The 24,056-nt window shown below is 45.5% G+C and carries 18 protein-coding genes; 12 read left to right on the forward strand and 6 right to left on the reverse strand.

Going from position 1 to position 24,056, the window contains the following annotated elements; translation table 11 throughout:
- Positions 1-141 precede the first annotated feature (141 nt).
- Together GJU82_RS13965 and GJU82_RS13970 are read right to left on the reverse strand one after the other, a co-directional pair.
- On the reverse strand, positions 142-2,022 hold the full coding sequence (locus GJU82_RS13965) for a choice-of-anchor J domain-containing protein (RefSeq protein WP_153632713.1): 1,881 nt from the start codon (positions 2,020-2,022) through the stop codon (positions 142-144).
- Positions 2,023-2,062: 40 nt separating this feature from the next.
- Positions 2,063-4,645: a TonB-dependent receptor gene (locus GJU82_RS13970; RefSeq protein ID WP_153632714.1), complete on the reverse strand. Its 2,583-nt coding sequence runs from the start codon at positions 4,643-4,645 to the stop codon at positions 2,063-2,065.
- A 778-nt stretch (positions 4,646-5,423) separates the two neighbouring features.
- Between GJU82_RS13970 and GJU82_RS13975 the strand changes: the two genes are divergently transcribed.
- From GJU82_RS13975 to nadA, 3 genes are all read left to right on the forward strand, one after another.
- Positions 5,424-8,117 (forward strand): TonB-dependent receptor, encoded by a 2,694-nt coding sequence (locus tag GJU82_RS13975; protein WP_153632715.1) that lies wholly within the window; start codon positions 5,424-5,426, stop codon positions 8,115-8,117.
- 169 nt (positions 8,118-8,286) lie between these two features.
- Positions 8,287-9,198 (forward strand): patatin-like phospholipase family protein, encoded by a 912-nt coding sequence (locus GJU82_RS13980; protein WP_194831063.1) that lies wholly within the window; start codon positions 8,287-8,289, stop codon positions 9,196-9,198.
- A gap of 138 nt (positions 9,199-9,336) precedes the next feature.
- Positions 9,337-10,326 carry a quinolinate synthase NadA gene (gene nadA, locus GJU82_RS13985; protein ID WP_228488709.1) on the forward strand — a complete coding sequence of 330 codons (990 nt, stop codon included), beginning with the start codon at positions 9,337-9,339 and terminating at the stop codon, positions 10,324-10,326.
- A 208-nt stretch (positions 10,327-10,534) separates the two neighbouring features.
- Here nadA and GJU82_RS13990 read toward each other — a convergent pair whose 3' ends face one another.
- Complete coding sequence (locus GJU82_RS13990; RefSeq protein WP_153632717.1) at positions 10,535-11,548, reverse strand: branched-chain amino acid aminotransferase; 1,014 nt, start codon at positions 11,546-11,548, stop codon at positions 10,535-10,537.
- A 433-nt stretch (positions 11,549-11,981) separates the two neighbouring features.
- Positions 11,982-12,779 carry a DUF2797 domain-containing protein gene (locus GJU82_RS13995; protein WP_153632718.1) on the reverse strand — a complete coding sequence of 266 codons (798 nt, stop codon included), beginning with the start codon at positions 12,777-12,779 and terminating at the stop codon, positions 11,982-11,984.
- 253 nt (positions 12,780-13,032) lie between these two features.
- Here GJU82_RS13995 and GJU82_RS14000 point away from each other — a divergent pair, with 253 nt between their 5' ends.
- The 7 genes from GJU82_RS14000 to mnhG are packed head-to-tail and all read left to right on the forward strand — an operon-like array spanning position 13,033 to position 18,595.
- The gene (locus GJU82_RS14000; RefSeq protein WP_153632719.1) at positions 13,033-15,348 is read left to right on the forward strand and encodes a putative monovalent cation/H+ antiporter subunit A; all 2,316 of its coding nucleotides are present in this window, start codon (positions 13,033-13,035) and stop codon (positions 15,346-15,348) included.
- Positions 15,345-15,770: an MnhB domain-containing protein gene (locus tag GJU82_RS14005; RefSeq protein WP_153632720.1), complete on the forward strand. Its 426-nt coding sequence runs from the start codon at positions 15,345-15,347 to the stop codon at positions 15,768-15,770. The genes GJU82_RS14000 and GJU82_RS14005 overlap by 4 nt, the downstream gene beginning before the upstream one ends.
- The gene (locus tag GJU82_RS14010) at positions 15,770-16,111 is read left to right on the forward strand and encodes a Na+/H+ antiporter subunit C (protein ID WP_153632721.1); all 342 of its coding nucleotides are present in this window, start codon (positions 15,770-15,772) and stop codon (positions 16,109-16,111) included. The genes GJU82_RS14005 and GJU82_RS14010 overlap by 1 nt, the downstream gene beginning before the upstream one ends.
- A gap of 3 nt (positions 16,112-16,114) precedes the next feature.
- Positions 16,115-17,611 carry a Na+/H+ antiporter subunit D gene (locus GJU82_RS14015; protein ID WP_153632722.1) on the forward strand — a complete coding sequence of 499 codons (1,497 nt, stop codon included), beginning with the start codon at positions 16,115-16,117 and terminating at the stop codon, positions 17,609-17,611.
- A 12-nt stretch (positions 17,612-17,623) separates the two neighbouring features.
- Complete coding sequence (locus GJU82_RS14020) at positions 17,624-17,962, forward strand: Na+/H+ antiporter subunit E (RefSeq protein WP_153632723.1); 339 nt, start codon at positions 17,624-17,626, stop codon at positions 17,960-17,962.
- Entirely contained in the window at positions 17,959-18,246 is a 288-nt protein-coding gene (locus GJU82_RS14025; RefSeq protein ID WP_153632724.1) for a monovalent cation/H+ antiporter complex subunit F, read from the forward strand. The genes GJU82_RS14020 and GJU82_RS14025 overlap by 4 nt, the downstream gene beginning before the upstream one ends.
- Positions 18,236-18,595: a monovalent cation/H(+) antiporter subunit G gene (gene mnhG, locus GJU82_RS14030; RefSeq protein WP_228488710.1), complete on the forward strand. Its 360-nt coding sequence runs from the start codon at positions 18,236-18,238 to the stop codon at positions 18,593-18,595. The genes GJU82_RS14025 and mnhG overlap by 11 nt, the downstream gene beginning before the upstream one ends.
- A gap of 392 nt (positions 18,596-18,987) precedes the next feature.
- Here mnhG and GJU82_RS14035 read toward each other — a convergent pair whose 3' ends face one another.
- Positions 18,988-20,415 carry a sodium:solute symporter gene (locus tag GJU82_RS14035; RefSeq protein ID WP_153632725.1) on the reverse strand — a complete coding sequence of 476 codons (1,428 nt, stop codon included), beginning with the start codon at positions 20,413-20,415 and terminating at the stop codon, positions 18,988-18,990.
- Positions 20,416-20,842: 427 nt separating this feature from the next.
- Between GJU82_RS14035 and GJU82_RS14040 the strand changes: the two genes are divergently transcribed.
- Both GJU82_RS14040 and GJU82_RS14045 read left to right on the forward strand, forming a co-directional pair.
- A complete protein-coding gene (locus GJU82_RS14040; RefSeq protein WP_153632726.1) occupies positions 20,843-21,943 on the forward strand; it encodes an AI-2E family transporter in 1,101 nt (366 codons plus the stop codon).
- 93 nt (positions 21,944-22,036) lie between these two features.
- Positions 22,037-22,501, forward strand: a complete 465-nt coding sequence (locus GJU82_RS14045) for a MaoC family dehydratase (protein WP_153632727.1) — start codon at positions 22,037-22,039, stop codon at positions 22,499-22,501.
- 322 nt (positions 22,502-22,823) lie between these two features.
- Here the strand turns inward: GJU82_RS14045 and trpS are convergent, their stop codons facing one another.
- A complete protein-coding gene (gene trpS / locus GJU82_RS14050) occupies positions 22,824-23,831 on the reverse strand; it encodes a tryptophan--tRNA ligase (RefSeq protein ID WP_153632728.1) in 1,008 nt (335 codons plus the stop codon).
- Positions 23,832-24,056 lie beyond the last annotated feature (225 nt).

The following is a 24,056-nucleotide window of genomic DNA, read 5'->3' on the forward strand; positions in this document are numbered from 1 at the left end:
CAAATATATGAATTATATCCGTGTAGTCATTTGGGTTTGAAAGATTAAACCAAACGATAACATTGGCTTAAACCGGTTTGGTGTTATGGGTATAAAAAAGGGGGCATTTGCCCCCTAATCAAAAAGATATAAATGTATCTGTTATTGCTTTGTCGGTCCCTCTTTCAGCGTGAATTCCGGATTTGGACCAGACTTGGTACACTGGAAGGTAACCACGTAGGTACCGTAACTTCCGTCATTTTCGTATGTACTGACAGTTACTTCATACATCACGTCCACACCACTCACCTGAGCTACTGCATTGGGGAATTTGGCTTTCAGCATGACACCCACTCCTTCAGCCATTCGATCAATGATTAAAGCATTTCCCTCATCTTCTGTGAGATCACTGTATTCTGCCTGGGCAAAATCACCTGTCGTGCGTTTCACAAGACGAATATCGAAGTTGTTGTAATGAGAGCTGGCACCGTAATAGAATTCAGCAGTTCCGTAACTATCGGCCAATGATTTTTTCTCTGGATCAGCTTTTACAGCATCAACAATCAACTGGTAGTCGGCCGAAGCCATGGTGAACTTAACTGTCGGGTCAAAAATCCATTTACTACCAACATTGATGAACTGGTCGGTTTTTACTTCAACCGGATTGTACTTGGTCCATGCATTCATGTTGAAACTGTATTCATCAGCACGGGTTGTGGCAGATCCGGAGTAGTATTTGTAAACAACAGCCAGTACATCTCCATCCTGTGCATATGGATATTTCATTGACAGGAATTGAGGCAGATAGTTGTCCGGGTTGTCTGAGCTGGAGAAATTATTGTATTTACCCGGAGAACCCATCGAGTCATAATCTTGTGAGCTAAGAGCGTAAACACCATCTGACTCCATCGTCCAGGCAGTTCCATCTAAACGATAGAAATCACTTTTGGTGATTACCTCCGGATCAGTTGTACCACTTCCGCTTCCTTCAATAGTTCCGTAAACTTTCAACCAGTTTACCTCCCAGGTAGCGGCATTGGTTGTCGATGAATTGTATTTGAACGCGACATAAACGCTTTGTCCTTCATATGCCGAAAGATCGATACGCTCTGAGGTTACGAAATTATAATCGCTTCCTGTAGGAAGTGTGGTAATATTGACAGGAGTCCAGGTCGCTGTCGCTACATCTGTACCATCAAAATCCGTTGAAATATATATCCCAATTTGATCCCACTGATCATTCAGGTAATTGATGGCCTGATTAATTTGCATGACGGGAGCGGTAAAACCGTTTAAATCGATGGCAGGAGATACAAGCCAGTCTTCATTATCATAAGAAGCTTTATCCGCAGAAACGTATCCTGAAATTTTTGCAAAATTATCCTGACTATAAGATGATGCATACCAGGTCTGATCCCCTGCGACGCTGAATGTCTTGAAGTTATTCAATGTGGCAAAATCTTCGGAATAGACTTCAACTTCACCTCCGGCAGGATCGGTTGTAGCGTATTTATAAGTTACCATTTTTAAAGTACCGTCGGCTGCATCCGGATATTTAGCTGCCAGTAAATCGGGCAGGTAGGTTTCAGGCGCATTGGACGGAGAGAAGTATTTGTATACTTTCACGGCACCACCAATCGACTCATAGTCAGACGAGCTAATGTAATATTCACCAGCGTCAGTATATTCAGTCAAATAGGTTTTGGGACCGTTGTTGAAGTTATAAGCAACTTTTGCTACTGAATTTTTGCCCAGGGCAGGATAAGCATCTGTTAAGATACTTGGTACATAAGCGGCGGCAAAACCTTCAGGAATAGAAAGACTGGATTTGATGTATGAAGCCGTTGTTGAATCTTCTTTGCTGGCAGCAATTGCGAGAGCTTCAGATGAGATCGTTGAATAATCAGCGTCTGTAAGTGTGTATTCAAATTCTGCCGTAGGAGCTTTTTTCTGCTGCTCCATCTGGCTGTTGATATCTTCCATTGGGTTACACGCTGTAAGTGCAACGGCAAGTAAGATTAAGAGTCTATATAACTTATTCATCCTTATCAGATTTTTTTCGGTTAAGTATTCGAATCATGGATTAGAACCTGACTTTTAAACCGGTAGACCAGGTACGGCCAAATCCGTACCAAACCAGTGCAGATGCTGCATCATGATTGGTTCCGTCGGTTGCATCAGAAATATACACAGTATTAAACAGGTTGTTCACGTTTCCATATATAGTTGCATCGAAGGGGCCCATTTTGAATTTATAATTCAGGTTGAAATCAACAAGTCCGACATCAGGCATTTTCCATGCATCAGAAGTATCGGTTGCTTTGGTCCGGTTCGACGGATCGAAATCAGCATAGTTACGACCGTAATAGGTGTAATCGAAACCTAATTTCAGATCGTTGAGAACTTCCATTTCGGCACTCAGCGAAGCGGTGGTTTGAGCCGAATTTCCTACGTGGATATTTTTCAGGTAAGCGTTGTAAGTTCCCTGGTATACATTGTTGTTGTCAAATACATCGAATGATACGTCGTTTTGCCATTTCCAGTCACCTACGGAAACCATACCCTTGATATTTAATTTTGGAATCGGTTTGTAAGTACCTTCAAATTCGACACCCTGATGCAGAGCATTCAAACCACTGATGTTCGAACTGACCTGTCCGAGCGTAACCCGAAGTCCTTTATCCATCCAGTTGGTTCGGTACAAACCGATTTTAATGTTCAGTTTACTGCTTGTATAACCATATCCAATTTCGGTAGAGAGAATACGCTCATATTTTGCATCTTTATTGGCATCGTTGGTATAAAGCGGGTATACAATATTGAAATAAGGTGAACGGGTAAAATAACCGCCGTTTACATACACATTGTGGTGTTTATTGATGTTGTAGTTCGCACCACCCTTTACGCTGTATGGAAGGAAGTTGGTCCATCCGGCGTATTGGTTTCCCGGGGTGTAGATGAATTTATCCTGGCGGTTATACCCCTGAGAAGAGATCGATGCAGAGAGGAAGGCCGAGAAGTTATCAGTTACATATTCTCCCTGACCGAACAGACCTAACCAACGAACAATACCGTAGTCAAAGTAAGAATAGTAATCGCCTTTTTTCAAGGGGGTATTGTCCGGACGGTTGATATCTGAGTTATCAATGAAGTAAGCGCCTCCCAGCAGGTCATCAACTTGTTTGGTATGTTTTCCTTTGTAATAACGTGCATCCAAACCTGCAGTAATCTTGAAATTGTTGACTTTTGTATTTAAGGTCGACAATAATCCATACCATTGGTGTGAGTTAACACTATTACCGATGATGGCCTGTGAGCCAGTCAGCGAAGTTGCATTGATTTTTTCAACCGCATCGTAGTCATAATGACCGTCCGGGGTAAGCAGGGTATTGCTGTAAGGCTGGTCATTGCGGTAATCCCATTTTAACATGTTGCCATTTGGACCATCAACGCGACGTCCTCCTCCGCTGGCAATCGATGCATAAAGGGCAGTTGAGAGGGTTGTTTCTTCGTTAATTTTCCAGTAGTGGTTCAGCGAAGCTTGCGGTTTGTGGTAGTAGTTGTAACCGTAATCGCCACCGTAAGCCTGACCATTCCTGTAACCATAGTCACTGTTGTATTTGTATCTGTCCTGAATGGGGAAAGGAATATTAGGATTTTCTCCACGGTAGGTAGAAATTAAGTGTTTGGTTCCACGTTGATTATGCCATTGGGGCGCTCCAAAGATGGTGAAAGATAGGCGATTCGCCTCATTGATTTGTTTGGAAACATTCAGGAAGTAAGAATAACCATCATAGTTGGTTCCCCGAATGTAACCGTCGCCATAACTGTGAGCACCGGACAATGTTACTGCCCAGCCATTTTCCATTAATCCGGTGGAAACTGTAAACATGTATTTATGCATGCCGTCGTTTCCGATTCCGGCATAAACCGAACCACCTTTTTCAGCATCGGTACTGCGGGTAATGATGTTGATGGTCCCACCAACCGAAGACAATGCCAGTTTGGAAGCACCCAAACCACGCTGTACCTGCATCGTTTGTGTTACATCGGAAAGGCCGGCCCAGTTCGACCAGTATACGTGACCGTTTTCCATGTCGTTTACGGGCACACCGTTAATCAACACGCCGATGTTATTGGAATCGAAACCACGGAGGTTGATGCGGGCATCACCGTAGCCACCACCAGCTTTTGTTGCATAAACCGATGGAGTGGTTTTTAAAATTTCAGGAAATTCCTGGTTCCCCAGTTTCTCCTGGATAATCTGAGGCTGAATGGTGGAGAGGGCAACTGGTGTTTGACGGTCGCGGGCAAAAGAGCTGACAACCAATACTTCATCAAGACCAACGGTATTCGATTTCAGTTGTACTTTGCCCAGGTCAAGTGTTTGACCATCTTTTACGGTTATCTCTTTTTCGGAAGGAATGTAGCCGATGTAAGAAAATAACAATGTTTGTTTCCCAGCCGGAACTTTGAGTGAAAAAGTCCCATCGAAAAGAGAGGCTGTACCAATTGAGGTGCCTTTCACAACTGCAGCGGCACCTACCAGGTTTTCACCTGTTGATGAATCGACTAATACACCGGTTACGGTACCTTGTCCAAAGGCCGTAACGGAGAATAGCGATAGAAAAGCGAAAAGGAAAACCCTAATAAATCGTGCTTTCATACTTTCTAGGTTAGATTACAAATTAACTTGTTGAATTACTAAATGATATTAATACTGAAATTAAAAATTCGGGTTATTCGGGATGAACTGAAAAGTGTTAAGGAATGTGCCAACTAACAGATTTAAAAAATGCCTTTCCGCCCGGATGAGGCGGATTTCCATTGTTTAATGCAGGTTTAACAGTTCTAGTTGGTCTCATAATGCTGTCCCTAATATATTGAACTTTCCTCAATTGGTATAGCAATTATGTTGCATAATATCTCATTCATAAATTGAACATTGCAAAGATGTAATCGATTTGAGTCAGCAACATAACTTAAATGTTAATAAATGTTTACCTGATTAGTAATGAGATAAACTGAATGGTGAATTTGAAGATTGATTCATAGTCGGTTAAGGAGCATGTTCATAAATGAGAAAAATGAGCCAATGCTATCCTTAAAAGCTAGGGAATAAATTTATTTTTACGTTTATGGGCCACTCATCCGTTGTCTTATGTTGATTAACGACACGAATTTCGGGAGCACACGGTTCGTGTTTTCTTGTAATATCCTGGTTGCGTGATAAGTGGATGTAGGTTAATTTAATGTTGTAACATGTTTGTAATTTTTGATTATCATTCACTTAACAAATCGTTAATGGCAGCTTTCGGTTCGCCGATGGGTAAGAATATAATTTTACAGCGCGTTCAGGAACAGGTATTCGAACATCAAATTGGCGTCTATAATACTAGCAACAAATACATAGTTTAACTGGAATTTTACTAATCAATAATTTTATGAAAAAGTCAGTCTTTGCTGTCCTTCTCGGAATGATAATGGGGTTCTACTCATTTACCGCTTTTGGACAGGGAACAATTACCGGACAGGTAGTTGATGCAGAAACAGGCGAAAGCCTGATTGGTGCCGCAGTTACTGTTAACGGCACGACCATTGGAACAGCAACAGATTTCAATGGAAGCTTTAAGTTACAGGTCCTTGCCGGAGAGCAAACCGTTAAATTTTCTTATATCGGCTATGAGCAAAAAGAGCAAACCGTTACGGTGAAAAACGGTGCGACTGCCGATATGAAGAAAGTGCAGCTGAAGAATGACGCTGTTGGTCTTTCGGAAGTAAACGTAATGGCCAACGTGGCAGTTTCGCGTAAAACTCCTGTTGCTGCTACTACCATTAACGCCAAAACTATCCAGTTGGAACTCGGTTCACAGGAATTTCCTGCAATCATGAAAATGACGCCGAGTGTATACACCAGTAATTTAGGTGGTGGTTACGGTGATTCACGTATCAACGTTCGTGGTTTCGACCAGAAAAACGTTGCTGTAATGATCAACGGTATTCCGGTGAACGATATGGAAAACGGCTGGGTGTACTGGTCAAACTGGGCCGGTCTGTCTGATGCTACGCGCATGATGCAGGTTCAGCGTGGTTTGGGAGCTTCAAAGTTGGCTATCAGCTCTGTTGGAGGTACCCTGAACATTATCACCAAAACAACGGATGCGAAAAAAGGTGGTTTTGCACAGTACGGAATGACTGATTATGGTCGTAAGAAGTACATGCTGGGACTTTCTACCGGTTTGATGGAAAACGGCTGGGCTGTTTCTTTCATTGGTAGCCGCACCGAAGGAACCGGATACATTGAATCTACCTGGGTAGATGCATGGTCATACTTCCTTTCGATTTCGAAGCAACTGAACGACAAAAACCTGCTGCAGTTCACGGCTATAGGTGCTCCTCAGAAACACGGACAGCGTCCGAATGATGAGTTTTCTGCTATGACAGAATCCGTTCACGATGCGATGGGAACCAAATACAACATGCGTTACGGTTACCTCGACGGTAAGAAAATGAATGAAAAAGTAAACTATTACCACAAACCTCAGTTTGCCCTGAACTGGTACTGGGATATCAGCGAAAATGCAAAACTGCAAACTTCGCTGTATGCTTCTGTCGGCCGTGGTGGGGGTTCCGGCCTGCTGGGACGTTACTATGATTCTTTCCAGTACATGGGCGAAACCGTTCCCGGATTCTACTACAAGTATGACGTACCGAAAGTAGGTTTTGGTACCGCCGGATACGATATGAAAAACCCATTGGCTCACGAAGATTTCAATATTTCACGTGCAGCCAACATCAATGCTGCTGGTAACGGCGAAGGTGCTGTTCAGATTCTCCGTAACTCGGTTAACGAGCACAACTGGGAAGGTATTCTTTCTTCCTTGAATGCACACCTGGGTGAGAACCTGAACCTGGTTGCTGGTATCGACGGTCGTATATATAAAGGTATCCACTACCGTGAAGTACGTGACTTGTTAGGTGCTAACTACTGGGACGATTCTTATGCCGGATACAAATCGGGTAACGCGATGGCCAAAGTTGGTGACAAAATTGACTACTACAATGATGGTCTGGTTAACTACTTTGGTGGTTTCGGCCAGTTGGAGTACTCAAACGATATTTGGTCAGCTTTCGTTGCTGCAACACTCTCGAACACATGGTACAAGCGTGTCGACTATTTCACCTACGACAACAACAAGTATAATACCAACGGTTACAACGGTGAGCCGAACTATAAAGGCGTTAATAGTCCGACTGAAAACCAGATGGGTTATAGCGTAAAAGGTGGCGTTAACTGGAACGTTAGCCCGCGTTCAAACTTCTTCGTGAATGCAGGTTACTATGCTCGTGCACCTTACTTCGACTATGTATTCATTAACTATGCGAACGATGTTAATCCGGACTATACGACCGAGAAAATTTCATCGATTGAAGCTGGTTACGGATACAAGTCGAAAAAATTCGATGCCCGCATCAACGCATACTACACGCAGTGGGACGACCGGTGGACCGACGGTTCATATCGCTACACTTTGCCTGACGGAACTTCTGCCAACCAGACTGTATATTTCAAAGGTTTGAACGAGTCGCACAAAGGTGTTGAGGCTGAGTTGAAATACAACCCGACTCACTGGTTGCGTTTGGCTGCCAACGGTTCGGTTAACGACTGGCACTATACCAAAGATGTGAACGTTGACATTTTCGACGACAGTCACGCAAAAGTAGGTTCTGCTACGCTGTATACGAAGGATCTGAAAGTAGCTGATGCACCGCAGACTCAGTTTGGTTTGGCTGCTAAAGCAAACGTGACCAAGCAGATTGACTTGGGCCTGAACTGGTTGTATAACGCTGATTTCTACGCGAAGTTTTCTCCGGAAAACCGTACCGATCCAAACGATCGTCAGCAGTCTTGGAAAATTCCGAACTACAACACATTGGATGCCCGTATCGGATATGCATTCAAAATCGGAGATCTTGATTCTTATTTCAATGCCAACTGCTATAATGTATTTAATACGTCGTACATTGCCGATGCATGGGATCGTGGTTCAGGCGTTGGTAGCCATACCCGCGACAACATGGTTGGTTTCTGGGGATTCGGACGTAACTTCAACTTCTCACTCCGTGTGAACTTCTAAGAGTTACCGAAATACCATATAATCCGCAAAAGGGTTGTCTTTTTAGGCAGCCCTTTTTCTTTGTCTCTGTTTTTTCAATGCTGCTAATCATTACATTTACTTAACAGGAAGAGATGTTGTTTGAACCAGTGGGAAAATTGATTGTATTAGTGATATATAAATGAGTCATATGAAACAAAAAGTCGCTTTGGTATTGGGCAGCGGTGGTGCCCGGGGCTTAGCCCATATTGGGGTAATCGAAGAGCTGGAAGCCCGTGGTTATGAAATCAGTTCGGTTGCCGGCACATCGATGGGGGCCATGATTGGCGGATTTTACGCTGCCGGGGTTTTGGAACCGTTTGCCAAACGAATGTGTTCGCTCACCACGCGCGACCTCTGGCATTACATGGACTTGACCATCAGCAGTCGCGGATTTGTAAAGGGTGACCGGATTTTCAAAATCATTCACGAAGAGTTTACCCACGATGTGAACATCGAAAAGTTACGTATCCCGTTTACGGCGGTAGCTACCGATTTGGTAAGCCACGAGCTGGAGGTATTCGACAAAGGTTCGCTCTTTACCGCTGTTCGCGCTTCCATTTCGGTGCCCGATGTGTTTACCCCGGTTGAGCTGGATAAGAAAAGGCTGGTTGATGGTGGCGTTATTTCGCCCATTCCCATTCCTTACGTAAAGCGACGGAATGATGATATCCTGGTGGTTGTTAACCTGTCTGGAGATGATCGTGGATACGAATCGCATTCGAAGAAAACACCCCGGAAGTTTGGTCATGAAGCAAGAAAGAAAGAGGAAGAGAAACATACCCTGCACCAGAAGCTGGCGCAATTTTTTACTTTCCAGATGCCCGGGATTAAGTTTGATTACCTCGAAACCATTGGGGAAACCTTTGAACTGATGCAGCGGGAAATTGCCGCCTTGACGATTCAAAATCACCAACCCGACATTGTCATCAACATACCTTTCCAATTGGCCACACCCTGGGAATTCGATCGCTCAGCTGAAATCAGGGCAACCGGAAGGGAAATTGCCATTTCAGCGCTGGATGCCTGGGAAGAAAAACGCCTGATTAAATCGGCCGGATAATATTCTATTTCCCTCCGGTTTTGACATATTGGCCGGCACTGTTGCATTTACATTTCATTTGCCGATAAATTCTTACCTTTACCTCCGTTATTTTGCCTTGTGGCATCCAAATATAACCGTTAAAGATTGAGCAGAGGAATGGAAGAAGTAGCAATCCGGCATATGCTGGAGGATAAAGGGTTTATTGACGGGCCCATTTCCCCGCAGGTGAACCTGATTGAAGAGATTCAACGACTGAAGCGGGAAAAGAATGCGGTCATTCTGGGACATTTCTATATCACTCCTGAGTTGCAGGATATTTCCGATTTTTTAGGTGATTCGTTGGCTTTGGCCAGAAAAGCGCAGGAAACCGATGCCGACGTCATTGTTTTCCTGGGCGTTCATTTCATGGCCGAAACCGCCAAAATTCTGAATCCTGATAAGAAAGTCATTATACCGGATTTAAAAGCCGGTTGTTCATTGGCCGAATCGGCGCCGAAAGAAGCTTTTGCCAAATTCAAAGCCGAACATCCCGGCCACAAGGTCATCTCCTACATCAACTGCACCGCTGATATTAAAACGCTTTCCGATGTGATTGTCACTTCCTCGAACGCGAAGAAGATTGTTGATTCGTTCCCGGAAGATGCAAAACTGATTTTTGCCCCGGACAAGAACCTGGGTAATTACCTGAATTCGCAAACCGGACGTGACATGGTGTTGTGGGACGGCGCCTGCATGGTGCACGAAAAATATTCGCTGGAACGGATTGTGGAATTGATGGATGCGGACCCTGATGCCGAATTCATTGCTCATCCCGAGTGTGAAAGGCCGGTGCTGATGGTGGCCAAATATGTGGGGTCAACCACTGCATTACTGAACTACGTGCAGCAGAATGCTGCGAAGAAGTTCATCGTGGCCACCGAAAGCGGAATTTTGCACCAGATGCAGAAGGCTTGTCCCGAAAAGATGTTTATTCCCGCCCCGTCCATCGATTCGACCTGTGGTTGCAACGATTGCACCTACATGAAGTTGAATACGGTCCAGAAATTGTACCTGGCGCTGAAACACGAGCGTCCCGAGATTAAACTGGATGCCGAAACCATCGAAAAAGCCAAAGCGCCTATTCTGCGGATGCTGGAACTTTCGTAATAGGTTCCCGCCGCGAAGAAAGAGCGGTCTGCGGGCGGCAGATTGTTGCCGGCACAACGCAGGAAGTAAGAAGAACTTCGCATAATTGAATTCCGACAACCGATTAATGAGGTTATTGCTGTCCATGGCATTACCAGATGGGAATTTTTGTATAAAAAAACCGTCTTCCCGGTAGGGAAAACGGTTGAAAGTCAATTTTAGCTGGCTCTTATTCGATCACTTCAGTCCATCCGTAAGGATCCGGTTCGGTTCCGTACTGAATAGCGCGAAGTTTATTGTACAATTTCTGGCTGATGGCGCCGGGTTCTTTTCCGTACAGGTACTCTTTGTCGAGATCGGCATCATAAACCCGTTTGATGGGCGAAATAACAGCTGCAGTGCCGCAGGCGCCTACCTCTTCAAATTCGGCCAGTTCTTCTACCGGAATTTTCCGTTCTTCCACGGTCATTCCCATGTCGGCAGCCAACTGGCGCAGGCTCATGTTGGTGATGGACGGCAAAATGGATGTCGACTTCGGTGTTACATAGATATTGTTCTTAATTCCAAAGAAGTTAGCCGGTCCGCATTCGTCGAGGTATTTCTTCTCTTTGGCATCGAGAAACAGTACGGCAGAATATCCTTCGGCGTGTGCCCGGGTCCCCGCTCGAAGACTGGCAGCATAGTTACCGCCAACTTTGTAAATACCAGTCCCACGCGGAGCGGCGCGGTCGTATTCGCGGTAGATAACCAGGTCGGTTGGTTTGAAGCCTTCTTTAAAATAAGGGCCTACCGGCATAACAAACACCATGAACAGAAATTCATCTGCAGGTTTCACGCCAATTTGCGGCCCGGTACCAATCAATAACGGGCGAATATAAAGCGATGCTCCCGATTCGAACGGCGGAACATGTTCTTCGTTCATTTTAACTGCTTTCCGGATAGCGTCCATGAAAAGGTCTTCCGGAACCGGGGCCATCATGATTCCATTAGCGGAATTGCGCATACGTTTGGCGTTTTCGTCCATGCGGAAAACACGTACTTTGTTGTCTTTTCCACGAAAAGCTTTCAACCCTTCAAATGCTTCCTGGCCGTAATGGAGTGCGGTGGCTGCCATGTGCATGGTTACCTGTTCCGAACCGGATACTTCCAATTCGCCCCATTTTCCATTGCGGTACCAGCACCGGATATTATAATCGGCTTTCCGGTAGCCAAACCCTAAATTTTTCCAGTCGATAGTTTCCATATGATATTATATTATTCAAATGATCATTCACTTTGCAGGAGTGAATGATAAACTAAGGTAAATTTACAGGAAAATAAAATGATTTTCTTCCGTATACCCGAGTCATAGATCTTAATCTCAGACCAGATGCGAAGATAGCTATTTTTAGATGGATGCACGCCTGAAATCAATTATTCATTGCAAGAGCTCTCCGGGTTTGAAATTCATATTCGGAGGGAAATATTCGTGATAATTTTATAAGAATAATTCATAATATTATATTTACCTGCCCTTCATCAAAACGGTTTATAGGCCGTGACGAAATCGGATTTAATGTTGAATAACATGTCTGTTTAGCCTGAAAATCAGGAAACCTGTAAGAATTAAGGGACCATTTTATTTTACTGGTGGTTATACTTTCGCTGCGGTTTATATTTCGTTTGAGTTTTTGCAATCAGGTTTGCAATTCGACGAAGTAGCCATTGTGCGCGCGGACATTGAAAACCCGTCCGTCTTCGAAAATAAGGTACTGCCCCTTGATGCCGCTGAGTATACCTTCCACTTCAGGGGTCTTATCGAGTGAAATGCTTTTAATCTTATCAGGAAATTTCTTTACCGGGTAGGTAAGCGACATGATTTCGTGTTCGTTGCTCAGGTATTTTTTCAGCTCGTCGGGAAGTAGCGTTGCCACACGTTCCTTTTCGACGGCCAAATCGATGGATAGATCGACTTCGTTCCGCAACATGGCCCGCCAGTTGGTTTTGTCGTTCATGTAGTTCTTCAGGAACGATTCAATCACGCCGGCAATGTGCCGGTTGGGCGTTTTCGCCAGTTTGATGGCATAACTGGCGCCCTGGTCAATCCAACGGGTAGGCACCTGGTGATAGCGGGTCACACCCACTTTGAGTGCATCGGTTACGGCCAGATAAACGTAATGATCAATCAGGTCGTGCTTACGTGCCCATTCCAAATCGCGGGCAATGCCCAGGTGAGAGCGGGATAGCTCCGGTCGCATTACGCTGGGATCGGCTTCCGGGGCCGTTTGGAAACACTGGTAACAAAACCCCTGTCCGAAAGAACGTTTCGTTTTTTTTCCGCAATGGATACAGTTAATCTGGCCGGAGAAGTTGATTGACAGTTTGTTTCCAATCAAGTCGTTCATGGTAATTTCATCACTGCCAAGGGGTAAAAAATAGCGAACGGGACTGTTGGCTTCCGTTCTCATCTTAATCAGGTTTCCTTCGTGTTGCATGGTATTTTTCGCTACAATTTTGTGATGTTAAAAGTAACGGAAATTTCGGTCAAGGGTTTAAGCAATAACTTTGCTAAAGATGTCCGGTTCGATCCCTTTGTCACCGGACTGAAGCGCGAACCGGTCGTAAATATGCGAGATGATCTTATTTTACGTATGAAGAGCTAAACAAAACCACAATTTAGTTGTATTCTTAAGAGACAATTAAGCAACAACTTCGAACGATGTCTGAGCCTGGTTAAACCTTTTACTTATGCTGCTAATCCGGATTGTCGGTGTGGTTTTTTTCCTGGCATTTCTAACCCCGTTTATTGACAAACGACTGGGGCAGATTTCCGGTTACCTGTATGCTCTAATGCCGGCTTTACTATTTGTGCTGCTGCTTAAGCAGCTTCCGGATATTATCGATCGTCATTTTATCATTCAGTCAGTTGATTGGTTTCCGCTGTTGAATGTCCGCTTATCCTTTTATCTGGACGGACTGAGCCTGCTTTTCGCCTTGCTGATAACCGGAATGGGAACGCTGGTTTTTATCTATTCAGGTTACTACATGCAGCATTATCCCATGCGGGGAAGATTTTATTTCTATATCCTTCTGTTCATGGGGGCTATGCTGGGACTGGTCCTCGCCAATAACCTGATCACACTGTTCGTATTTTGGGAAATCACCAGTTTCTCGTCGTTTCTCCTCATTGGTTTTAATCACGAACGTCCGGAAGCGCGGGCGGCAGCTCTTCAGTCATTGTTGGTTACCGGCTTTGGAGGTTTGGCCATGCTGGCTGGATTTGTTCTGTTGGGGAACGTTGCAGGAAGTTATGAGTTGACCGACTTGTTGCAGGATGGCGCCGTGGTGAAAGGCAGCAAAATGTACATGCCGCTGGTGTTATTGATCCTGGTGGGAGCATTCACTAAGTCGGCGCAGTTTCCTTTTCATTTTTGGCTTCCCGGTGCTATGGAAGCACCCACGCCGGTAAGCGCTTACCTGCATTCGGCGACAATGGTAAAAGCCGGGATATACCTGTTGGCAAGGCTTCATCCTATTTTGGGCGGAACAGATCTCTGGCAATTTTCGTTGGGATTAGCCGGCGCCATGACGATGTTGGTAGGGGCCTACTTCGCATTTACGCAATTCGATTTGAAGAAAATACTGGCCTATACGACCATTAGCGCGCTGGGAATGTTGGTGCTGCTGGTTGGTATAGGTACCGGGTTGGCTATCATGGCCATGGTGATCTTTCTGATTGTCCATTCCTTGTATAAAGGCGCACTGTTTATGATTGCAGGAGCGATTGATAAAACAGTGGGTACCCGCGATATAAGGCGCCTGGGCGGCATGTGGCCGGTGATGCCGGTAGCAGCCGTGGCAACATTTCTGACGCTTTTTTCCATGGCAGGGCTTCCGCCTTTTCTCGGATTTATCGGGAAAGAAGTTATCTACGATGCGAAAGTACAGGCCCCCGAAATTGCTGTTTATCTGGCCATACTGGCGGTTGCGGCCAATATATTTATGGTAGCTGTGGCATTCTTGTTTGGGTATGGTGTTTTCTTTGGCAAGAAAAAAGACCCGCCCAAAATTCCGCGCGAACCAGCTATTCCGTTGCTCATTGGCCCGGTGGTGCTTTCGGTGACCAGTCTGTTCATGGGAATTTATCCGGCCATACTAACACAACCGCTGGTGATGCCGGCCGTTGATGCGGTGAATGCCAGTCCGGTTAAACTTCACATTCAATTGTGGCACGGGCTGAATCTGGTATTCCTGCTAAGTGTAATTACGGTTACGCTGGGCCTAACGCTCTTTTTCTTTCGGAAACCGGCGATAAAAGCCCTGCGAAAATTTAATCAACGTTATTTCAAGATTGAGTTTACCGACCTTTTCGGGAAACTGGTTGAGAGCTTCCTGTCGTTTACAAAAGGGCATACTAAAGTGGTTCAACATGGCTATCACCGCTTTTACCTGATGTTGATTTTTATTGTTTCGTCATTGCTGGTTTGGTACCAACTTTATAATACCCGCGGCTGGGGCTTTCAGGCCAACTGGGAAGAAATTCCGTTTTACCTTATCGGGATAAGTCTGCTTATTATTACGTCCGCATTGGGCGCTGTGTTTACGCGCTCCCGTTTGGTTGCCATCATTTTGTTGGGGGTTATCGGTTATGCCATGGCTTTCATATTCATTTTGTATGGAGCGGTGGATGTGGCGATTACCCTTATTCTGGTAGAAACGCTGGTGCTGGTCCTTTTCGTGATGGTGGTGTATCATTTGCCGTCGTATATGCCCAGGTATTCACGGCCGACAAGCCGAATCAGGGATGGAATTATTGCATTGGTTTTCGGTGGTTTTATGACAGCCCTGGTTTTAAAAGCCGAGTTCATCAAAATCAGTCCGCCCATCAGCGATTATTTCCTGAAAGAGGCATTTACCAAAGGCCATGGGCGCAACATCGTGAATGTCATTCTGGTCGATTTCCGGGGACTGGATACCATGGGTGAGGCCGTTGTGCTGATGATTGCTGCCATAGGAGTGATTTCGCTGTTAAAGTTAAAACCGAAAAAGAAGGGGGAGGAATGAGCAATCCGTATTCCAATATCTTTCGCATTGTGGCAACTAAGTTGAGGCCGCTGTTGCTGATTCTTTCATTGGTGGTGCTTTATCGGGGGCATCAGCAGCCTGGTGGGGGCTTTATTGGCGGCTTAATGGCCGCTTCAGCTTACATTCTTTATGCCTTGGCCTTCAATTCTGCGGAAGCAAGAAAGAAATTACCACTTTCCACTTCAGCTTTGCTGGGAACCGGTTTGACGGTTATTGTCGTTTCAGCTTTGCTGAGTGTTATGGCTGGCGAACCTTTCATGACCGGCATGTGGACAACCTTACATCTGCCTTTCGGGCAAGAGCTTCATTTAGGAACCCCGGTACTTTTCGATGCGGGAGTGTATCTGGCGGTCATCGGGGTGTTATTGACCATCATGTTTGATATAATCGAAATAGAATAATGGAAATCATACTGGCTATTGTCATCGGTGTTTTGTATGCGGCGGGCGTTTACCTCCTGTTGCGGCGAAGTATTGTGAAGTTAATTCTCGGGCTGATTTTCTTTAGTCATGCCACCAATCTGTTGGTTTTCCTGGCGGGAAGCCTGTCGAAAGTGAGCCCCCCGTTTGTGCAGGAAGGACAGGAAGTGGCGCAGGCGAGTGTGGCCGATCCATTACCACAGGCGTTGGTATTGACTTCACTGGTGATTGGCTTCGGGATTACAGCGTTTGCGCTGGTATTGATTTATCGTTTTTATCAATCGTCGGGAACAGTTGATTTTGACCAACTAAAAGAAGATTAGCGGATGGAAAACCTGCTCATGTTACCTTTGGTCCTTCCTGTTTTGGCGGCCATTGTTAGTTTGTTTGCTAAAAACAGCCTGAACTTTCGAAAGGTTTCGGGAGTATTTTTCACGTTGGCCCAGTTTGTGGTTGCCATCATGATTCTGGTCAAGGTCTATCGCGATGGTATTCAGGTGTTGCAGGTGGGAAGCTGGGCGGCACCATTTGGCATTACGCTGGTGGCTGATATGTTCAGCGCTATCATGCTGTTCTTTGCCGGGCTTATTGGCTTTACGGTTTCGGTGTATGCGCTGGGGATGATGGACGAGCGGCGCCTTAAGTTTCATTTCTACCTGCTGTTCAATATTCTCCTGCTGGGAGTCAACGGTGCATTCATCACCGGCGATGTATTCAATCTCTATGTCTGGTTCGAGGTGATGCTCATTTCGTCTTTTGTGCTGGTTACCCTTGGCGGTGAGCGCAAACAGCTGGAGGGGGCCGTGAAATATGTGACCATCAACATGGTTTCGTCGATGCTTTTTCTGGCGGCAGCCGGATTGTTATACGGAAAGATGGGGACACTGAATATGGCCGATTTGGCAGTAAAACTCCAAAACACTTCATCATCGAACCTGGTGAATAGCTCGGCTATGTTGTTCTTTATCGCTTTTGGTATCAAGGCGGCTGTTTTCCCGTTCTTCTTCTGGTTGCCGGCATCCTATCACACACCGCCGGTGGCCGTTACGGCACTTTTTGCCGGCCTGTTGACCAAGGTGGGCGTGTATGCCATGATTCGGTTCTTCACCTTGTTTTTTATCCCGCTTGGCGGAATTTGGAAAGAGCTTTTCCTTGTAACAGGTGGATTGACAATGCTGATTGGTGTATTCACCGCGGCATCGCAATATGATATCCGGCGGATCTTGTCGTTCCACATCATCTCCCAAATCGGTTACATGATTATGGGACTTGGTTTTTTCACGCCGTTAGGGATTGCCGGTGCCATTTATTACATGGGGCATAACATTGTGGCCAAAACCAACACGTTTATGGTTGGAGGCATGGTAAGTAAGCTAAAAGGTACCTTCGAGTTAAAAAGCATTGGAGGTTTGTACAAAACACATCCTTATTTGGCGCTGTTGTTTGTGGTTCCGGCATTCGCACTGGCCGGAGTCCCGCCGTTATCAGGTTTCTTTGGGAAATTCATCCTGGTAAAAGCCGGTTTCGATTCGCACCATTTCCTGGTGACAGCCATCTCGTTGTTTGTGGGGCTTATTACCCTCTTTTCGATGATTAAAATCTGGAATGAAGGATTTTGGAAGAAACAACCGGAAGATGCAGAAGAGGTCATCACTTACCAGGAGAAGAAATTGGGATTTGCCATGATATTTCCATCAGTGGTGCTGGCGCTCTTTTCTATCGGGATGGGGGTTGCCGTCGGTTTCTTCTTCGATTTATGCATGACGGCAGCTCACCAGTTGCTCGAACCGTCATCTTATATAAAAGCCGTTTTGGGAAACTAATACCGGAAAACAATGAAGTACATCTTTGTGAAAATCGTTCAGGTCATCGTGTTCGCCGGTTTCTATCTATGGGAGCTGCTCAAGGCCAACCTGGTATTGGCATACGATATTTTAACCCCGGTCCATCACATGAAACCCGGCATTGTGGAAATTCCGCTGGATCTAAAAAGTGATTCGGAAATTATCACGTTGGTGAACCTGATCACCATGACTCCGGGGAGTTTGAGCCTCGATGTGTCGGAAGACAGGAAAAGGCTGTATGTACATGTTTTGTATCTGAAAGACCCTGAAGCCTACCGGGAAGAGGTGAAAACAGGGCTTGAAAAAAGAGTAAAGGAGGTTTGGTCATGATAATTCTTTCAACAGTTATCACCAATGCGGCCAATGTGGCTATGGGCATGTTGCTGCTCGCATTTTTCCTGGCTTTCTGGCGTTTAGTCAAAGGTCCCAGTTTACCCGATAGAGTGGTTGTGCTCGATCTGATTGCTTCTCTGGTGATTGGAATTACGTTGGCCATTACCTTTTTAAGCGGAGAAAAAGTGTACCTGAACGTTGCTGTGATGATTGCGCTCATCACATTTATGGGAACGGTGGCCTTCGCCATCTATCTAAAAAAGCAATACTATGATAAGTGAATGGATTTCGGCGGTATTACTGGTTTTGGGCGCCTTCTTTATGTTACTGGCTGCCATTGGCGTGTTACGTCTTCCCGATTTGTACATTCGGATGCATGCCGCCACCAAAGCCTCCTCGTTTGGCGCCCTGCTTATGCTGGTGGCGGTATCCATCCATTTTCCCGTTGCTTATGTAATCACCGAAGCAATACTGGTCATTATCTTCATTTTCCTAACAGCGCCGGTTGCCTCGCACATGATTGGTCGGATTGCCCACTTGTTAAAAGTGCCAAAATGGGAAAAAACAACTGTCGACGAACTGGAAGATCGAATTAATTATGATGAAAAGAAGGGTAAAATTAAAGATTAATGTAATACTTGAGTCTGGCCTAAAAGCCTTAGAACTGCTGATTGTTACCATTTTTACCCCTAACCCCTAAAGGGGAATTGCTAAAAATCAGCAGTTTGAAAAAGTCCCCTTTAGGGATTTAGGGGTCATAAGGCTTTTTAGACCAGGCTCATACTTTAATATATTTCATGTAGATCTACTTTGATTTTTTCGGCGAAAGGCTGCTGAATAAATTCGTGCACCTTCTTGATTTTTCCGCTGTTATAAAAATCTTCGTTTTCTGCCATGACAGACGAAAGTATTTGTTGTCCGCGTGAATTAGGCAGATCGAACAACAGGGAAACCAATTCCATCAAGGCATCGATACTGCTTTTGTGGGCCCACCCTTTTCGTCTAAACGTCTAATCACATATTTAAGCAGGCTTTGGCGTTTTTATTCGGTTAACCAGAATAAAAACGAATGAAGCAGCGATGATACCAAAGAATATGGGATCAAGGCCGTAGGGCAAATCTTTTTTGATGAGTGTAAGTGTAATTGTTAACGTTCCGCCGGTAATCATTGACCAGAAAGCGGCGCCGGGGTCTTTTCGTTTGAAATACAGAATTCCGAGAACGGGAATCAGCAAACCGGAAACCATGAAGGCGTATGAATAAAGCATTAGCTCCAGCACATTCTGCATACCGGAGGCCAGCAGGATGGCAAAAACACCCACGATAATGGTCATTATCTGAGGGGCGGACATTTTACCCCGTCCCGGTTTGCCTTTGAATTTGAAGATATCAGTCAGAATGTTTCCGGAAGCGGCCATCAAACAACTGTCGGCGGTGGACATGACGGCCGAAAAGTAAGCAGCCAGCATGAGTCCCATTACACCGGCAGGGAGTACATATTTCAGTAGCAGCGGAAGTCCCAGTTCAGCATCGATGCTGTTGACATCGGCAAATCCGGCATCAGCAAACATTCCCTGTATGGTGGCCACACGAGAAAACATTCCGAGTAAAACGCCCATGAACGACATCAATGGATATTCGAACAAACCGGCAATGTACCAGGCACGTTTTGCCGTTTTCTCATCCTTACAGGCATAAATCCGCTGGTAAAGCGTCATCCCGATAAACCAGATGGGAATAATGGTAATGCTCCAGTTGATAATTTGTGCAACGGAAATGCTGTGCAGCGAGAAAAAGCGATCGGGCAGGGCAGCTTCAATGCCATCCATTCCTCCAATGCCCATGAAACCCAGCGGAATTCCAATAAATACCAGTCCGAACATCAGGATGGCCCACTGAAAACTGTCGGTATAAATTACCGCCTTTAGTCCGCCCAGGCCGGTGTAGGCAACGGCAATCACGCCCATTACAATTAGTGCAACATTGGTATCAATTTCGGGGAATGTTGCGGTGGCCAGTTTGGCTCCGGCCAGAAGCTGCGAACTGGTAAAACCGATGTACCCAATGGCTGAGATGATTCCGGCTGCAAAAGCGACTCGTTTATCGTAATGAATACCCAGAAGTTGAGGGAAAGTAAGCAGATTTTGATCGCGTGCCGATTGAAAAATATTTGGAATGAGGATGACGGCACTTAGCCAGGCACCAATCAAACCGGTAAACAACATCCAGCTTCCCGAAAGGCCCATCACAAAACCCAATCCGCCAAGTCCAATGGAGAATCCTCCCCCCACATCGGTAGCGACAACTGACAAGCCAATATGAAAGCTTCCCATCTGGCGTCCACCTACATAATAATCTTCTTCACTTTCGTTTTTCCGGTGGTGGTAAATACCGATGGCTAAAACAACAATGAAATAAATAATCAGAACGACGGCATCAATAAGTGTCATAACAATTCAATATTTTGATTAGGCTAACAAAGGTTTCGGCATGAATATTTTTTTTGACAATACCCGGATGTATTTCCCTGAAAAGGGTAGGCGGAATGAGGCTTATGATTTGCCCCGGGTCCCGTCGGCAGGTATCGGTTGTTCACCTGTTTCAGCGATGAACATAAAAAAGGGAGAGTCATACCGAACTGGCTCACCCTTCTGTGAAATTTCCCCAAAATTAATCAATCGAAGGCAGGTGACCAAAAGCGGCTCAGCCGCCTGACGACGTCCCGAGAGGCTATGTTTCTTACATTAAAAGCTTTACAGCAGAAATAAGAGCGGTCTGAAAATCGGAGAATATCTTTATTTTTTCCCGCAAAATGAACGAAATTTAACTTTTTAAGGTTATTATGAGCAACAGGCTTAAATTGAACAGACAGCAATTATGGAGAAAGACATCAAACCGAATATTCCTTCGTATTTTTATTGGAGCGCCACCATCGCCCTGATAATTGTATTCCTGATTGTAGGGCGCAGTATACTGGTGCCGCTGGCGTGGGCTATCTTGTTTTCCTTTCTTTTGGTCCCACTGGTCATTTTCCTGGAAAAGCACGGATGGAAACGGCCGTTGGCTATCCTTACATCACTCGTATTGTTTCTCATCATTATTGGGGCAATCTTTTACTTTCTTGCTTCACAGGTAGTGGCCATTAGCAGCGAATTGCCCTCCATTACGGGGAAGTTGTCGGTGTACATTAACGATGTAAAAGATTTTTTGGAGTCGCATTTTAGTATCATTCCGCAGTCAGGCGATTTGCAAAAGCTCCTGGTCGGCCAGGCTGAGAAGGTGGGGTCTTACTTTTTGAAACACGTAACCACCATTGGGCAAACGCTCATGTATGTTTTCCTGATGCCGGTATTTGTCTATTTCCTTTTGTACTATCGTGAATTACCCGCCAAATTTGTAAAGGGACGCTATCGCGACCGGGGAAACCGAGAGTCGGTCAGTAAAATCTTCTTTAAAATACAGAAGATGATTAGAAAGTACCTGGTAGGTGTGCTTTGGCTGACTATGACTACCGCCGTGATGGATTTTATTGTCCTGATCAGTTTGGGTGTTAATTCTGCCCTTTTCTTCGCGGCAATGATTGCCCTGCTGAACCTGATTCCGTACGTGGGAAACCTGATTGCCATGATTGTGGTGGTGGGGTACGCGTTACTCACTTCCGATTCGTTACTCGTACCGTTGCTCACACTCGGGCTGCTCTGGGCAGCCAATATCCTGCAGGAAAATCTGGTACGTCCATGGTTGGTGGGCTCTTCCACGAAAATTAATGCGTTTGTGGTTCTTATCTCGGTCATCGTAGGTGGCATGGTTTGGGGCGTATCGGGCATGGTGTTGTTCATCCCGATGGTTGGTGTGGTAAAAATTATCCTGGAAGAAGTTCCCACCTTACGACCTTTCGCTGTTTTCCTGAGTGATACCAGCAACGTGGCAGAGGAAGAGGAACCGGAGAACCTTGACACGGAAACCGGAGAATCATAGTATTTTGTCGTTCACGTCTTTGATTTCACGTCGGCGGATTGCCGAAAATGCTTTATCTTGCCGGCTGAATCAAAATTAAAACCAAATTGAACGATGAGTAAAATAGTTATCGGCAGTTTTGACGAATTCAAGGCGTATGACGGGAAGGAGATGGGTGTTTCCGAATACCTGAAAATTACCCAGGAACAAATCAACCTTTTTGCAGATGCGACACTCGATCACCAGTGGATTCATACCGATCCCGAAAGGGCAAAAACGGAAAGCCCCTTTCAGACAACCATTGCCCACGGCTATCTGACACTTTCTGTTCTGCCTTACCTTTGGGAGCAGATTGCTGAGTTTAATAATGTGAAAATGCTGGTCAACTACGGAATCGATAAACTGAAGTTTAGCGAGGCGGTACGCGTCGAAGATGAGATTCGTTTGCGGGCCAAACTGAAGTCGGTGGTAGATCTTCGTGGCACGACCAAGGCAGAACTTAATGTGGAACTGGAAATCAAAGACAGGAAAAAGCCGGCATTTACGGCTACGCTGATTTTCCTTTACCACTTCGAATAAACCGTTTGGTTTCCTGGTAAGCCGGGTGTTAGGGAATTCATTGTGAAGCATGTTTTCCACACATACCGGCAATTATCGCAGGATTGATAATATCAACAATCGTCGCCGGGTTACCGGCGGCGTTTTTGTTTTATCAGTACTCTTATTCAGTGCTTCCGGTTTGCCGGGGAAAGCGGAAATAAAAAACCCCTGGCCTTAGTCAGAGGTTTCTTTAATACGTTCAATTCTTTTTGCCTGGTGCCTGTTTTCCATCCCAAAGCCTGCCGCCGGTTTGTTTCATGGTTTCCCGCATCGGGGAAAGGTTACCGACGGGGAAGTGGTATCAATAAAACTTCCGGAATCCGATGATTTCCCGCACCTCCTTCAGCGTTTGCGAAGCCGATTCACGGGCTTTTTCAGCGCCCATTTTGGCCACTTTGCACAGATAGGCATCATCCTTCACAATCTCCTCAATTCGTTCGCGTATGGGCGTTGTAAAGTTGATAATGTCCTCGGCCAGCTGCTTTTTCAAATCGCCGTAGCGAATGGAGCAGTTGTTATACGCATCGTCGAAATGTTTCACGGTATCTGGCGTCGAAACTACGTCGAGTAGTGTGAACAGGTTTTGAATCGGTGCCGGCTTTTCCTGGTTCATCTCGGTCGGGCCGGCGTCGGTTACGGCGCGCATCACCTTCTTGCGGATGCTTTTCGGATCCTCGGCCAAACCAATGGCGTTTCCCTCCGATTTACCCATTTTCCCTGAACCATCCAGGCCGGGGATTTTAATCATATCCTTGCCATCGAAGGTGAAAGGCCTGGGAATCGGGAATTCTTCCACCCGGTATATCCGGTTGAACCGGCGGGCGAACGTGCGGGCCATCTCCAGGTTTTGTTCCTGGTCTTTCCCTACCGGGACAAAATGTGCCTTGTGGATGATAATGTCGGTCGCCATCAGTACCGGGTAGGTCAACAGTCCGGCATTTACATTATCGGGTTGCTTCCGGGCTTTATCCTTGAACGAAGTCGTTCTTTCCAGCTCGCCCAGGTACGCATTCATATTCAGGAAGGTGTACATTTCAGTAATCTCCGGCACATCACTCTGTATGAAGAGGGTAGCTTTTCCCGGATCCAGGCCGCAGGCAAGGTATTCCGAAAGTACCTGTCGTACATTTTGGTACAGGTGATCGGGGTGCGGGTGCGTGGTCAGCGAGTGAATATCGGCAATGAAAAAGTAGCAGTTCATGTCATGCTGCATCTGCACGAAATTCTTCACCGCACCGAAATAGTTTCCCAGGTGAAGGTTCCCGGTTGAGCGGATTCCGCTGACGACTGTAGGTACATTGGAGTTCATATCGTTGTGTTGTTATGGTTTACGGATAAACAAAAACAGATGCAAAAATAGCAAATGTTCGCGAAAGGGGAAGGATTAATCCGCTCCGGCTAAAGCGGATATCTCCCGTTTTCTTCATCTACGATGAATCAGAATGAAGTATGGAATATGGAACGAAACCGATTTACTTTCGTAATTATTAGTCTATTCTGGAACTTTAGGTATTTTTAACTGGTGAATTTTATC

The sequence above is a fragment of the Prolixibacter sp. SD074 genome, assembly GCF_009617895.1.
Classification (GTDB): Bacteria; Bacteroidota; Bacteroidia; order Bacteroidales; family Prolixibacteraceae; genus Prolixibacter.

Coding starts and splice junctions, on each gene's coding strand:
- GJU82_RS13980 (WP_194831063.1), top strand. CDS start 8,287: ATGAAACAAAAAGTCGCTTTGGTATTGGGCAGCGGTGGTGCCCGGGGC.
- trpS (WP_153632728.1), bottom strand. CDS start 23,831: ATGAACTCCAATGTACCTACAGTCGTCAGCGGAATCCGCTCAACCGGG.
- GJU82_RS14015 (WP_153632722.1), top strand. CDS start 16,115: ATGGAAAACCTGCTCATGTTACCTTTGGTCCTTCCTGTTTTGGCGGCC.
- GJU82_RS13965 (WP_153632713.1), bottom strand. CDS start 2,022: ATGAATAAGTTATATAGACTCTTAATCTTACTTGCCGTTGCACTTACA.
- GJU82_RS14020 (WP_153632723.1), top strand. CDS start 17,624: ATGAAGTACATCTTTGTGAAAATCGTTCAGGTCATCGTGTTCGCCGGT.
- GJU82_RS13990 (WP_153632717.1), bottom strand. CDS start 11,548: ATGGAAACTATCGACTGGAAAAATTTAGGGTTTGGCTACCGGAAAGCC.
- GJU82_RS14005 (WP_153632720.1), top strand. CDS start 15,345: ATGAGCAATCCGTATTCCAATATCTTTCGCATTGTGGCAACTAAGTTG.
- GJU82_RS14035 (WP_153632725.1), bottom strand. CDS start 20,415: ATGACACTTATTGATGCCGTCGTTCTGATTATTTATTTCATTGTTGTT.
- GJU82_RS13970 (WP_153632714.1), bottom strand. CDS start 4,645: ATGAAAGCACGATTTATTAGGGTTTTCCTTTTCGCTTTTCTATCGCTA.
- mnhG (WP_228488710.1), top strand. CDS start 18,236: ATGATAAGTGAATGGATTTCGGCGGTATTACTGGTTTTGGGCGCCTTC.
- nadA (WP_228488709.1), top strand. CDS start 9,337: ATGGAAGAAGTAGCAATCCGGCATATGCTGGAGGATAAAGGGTTTATT.
- GJU82_RS14040 (WP_153632726.1), top strand. CDS start 20,843: ATGGAGAAAGACATCAAACCGAATATTCCTTCGTATTTTTATTGGAGC.
- GJU82_RS14025 (WP_153632724.1), top strand. CDS start 17,959: ATGATAATTCTTTCAACAGTTATCACCAATGCGGCCAATGTGGCTATG.
- GJU82_RS13975 (WP_153632715.1), top strand. CDS start 5,424: ATGAAAAAGTCAGTCTTTGCTGTCCTTCTCGGAATGATAATGGGGTTC.
- GJU82_RS14010 (WP_153632721.1), top strand. CDS start 15,770: ATGGAAATCATACTGGCTATTGTCATCGGTGTTTTGTATGCGGCGGGC.
- GJU82_RS13995 (WP_153632718.1), bottom strand. CDS start 12,779: ATGCAACACGAAGGAAACCTGATTAAGATGAGAACGGAAGCCAACAGT.
- GJU82_RS14000 (WP_153632719.1), top strand. CDS start 13,033: ATGCTGCTAATCCGGATTGTCGGTGTGGTTTTTTTCCTGGCATTTCTA.
- GJU82_RS14045 (WP_153632727.1), top strand. CDS start 22,037: ATGAGTAAAATAGTTATCGGCAGTTTTGACGAATTCAAGGCGTATGAC.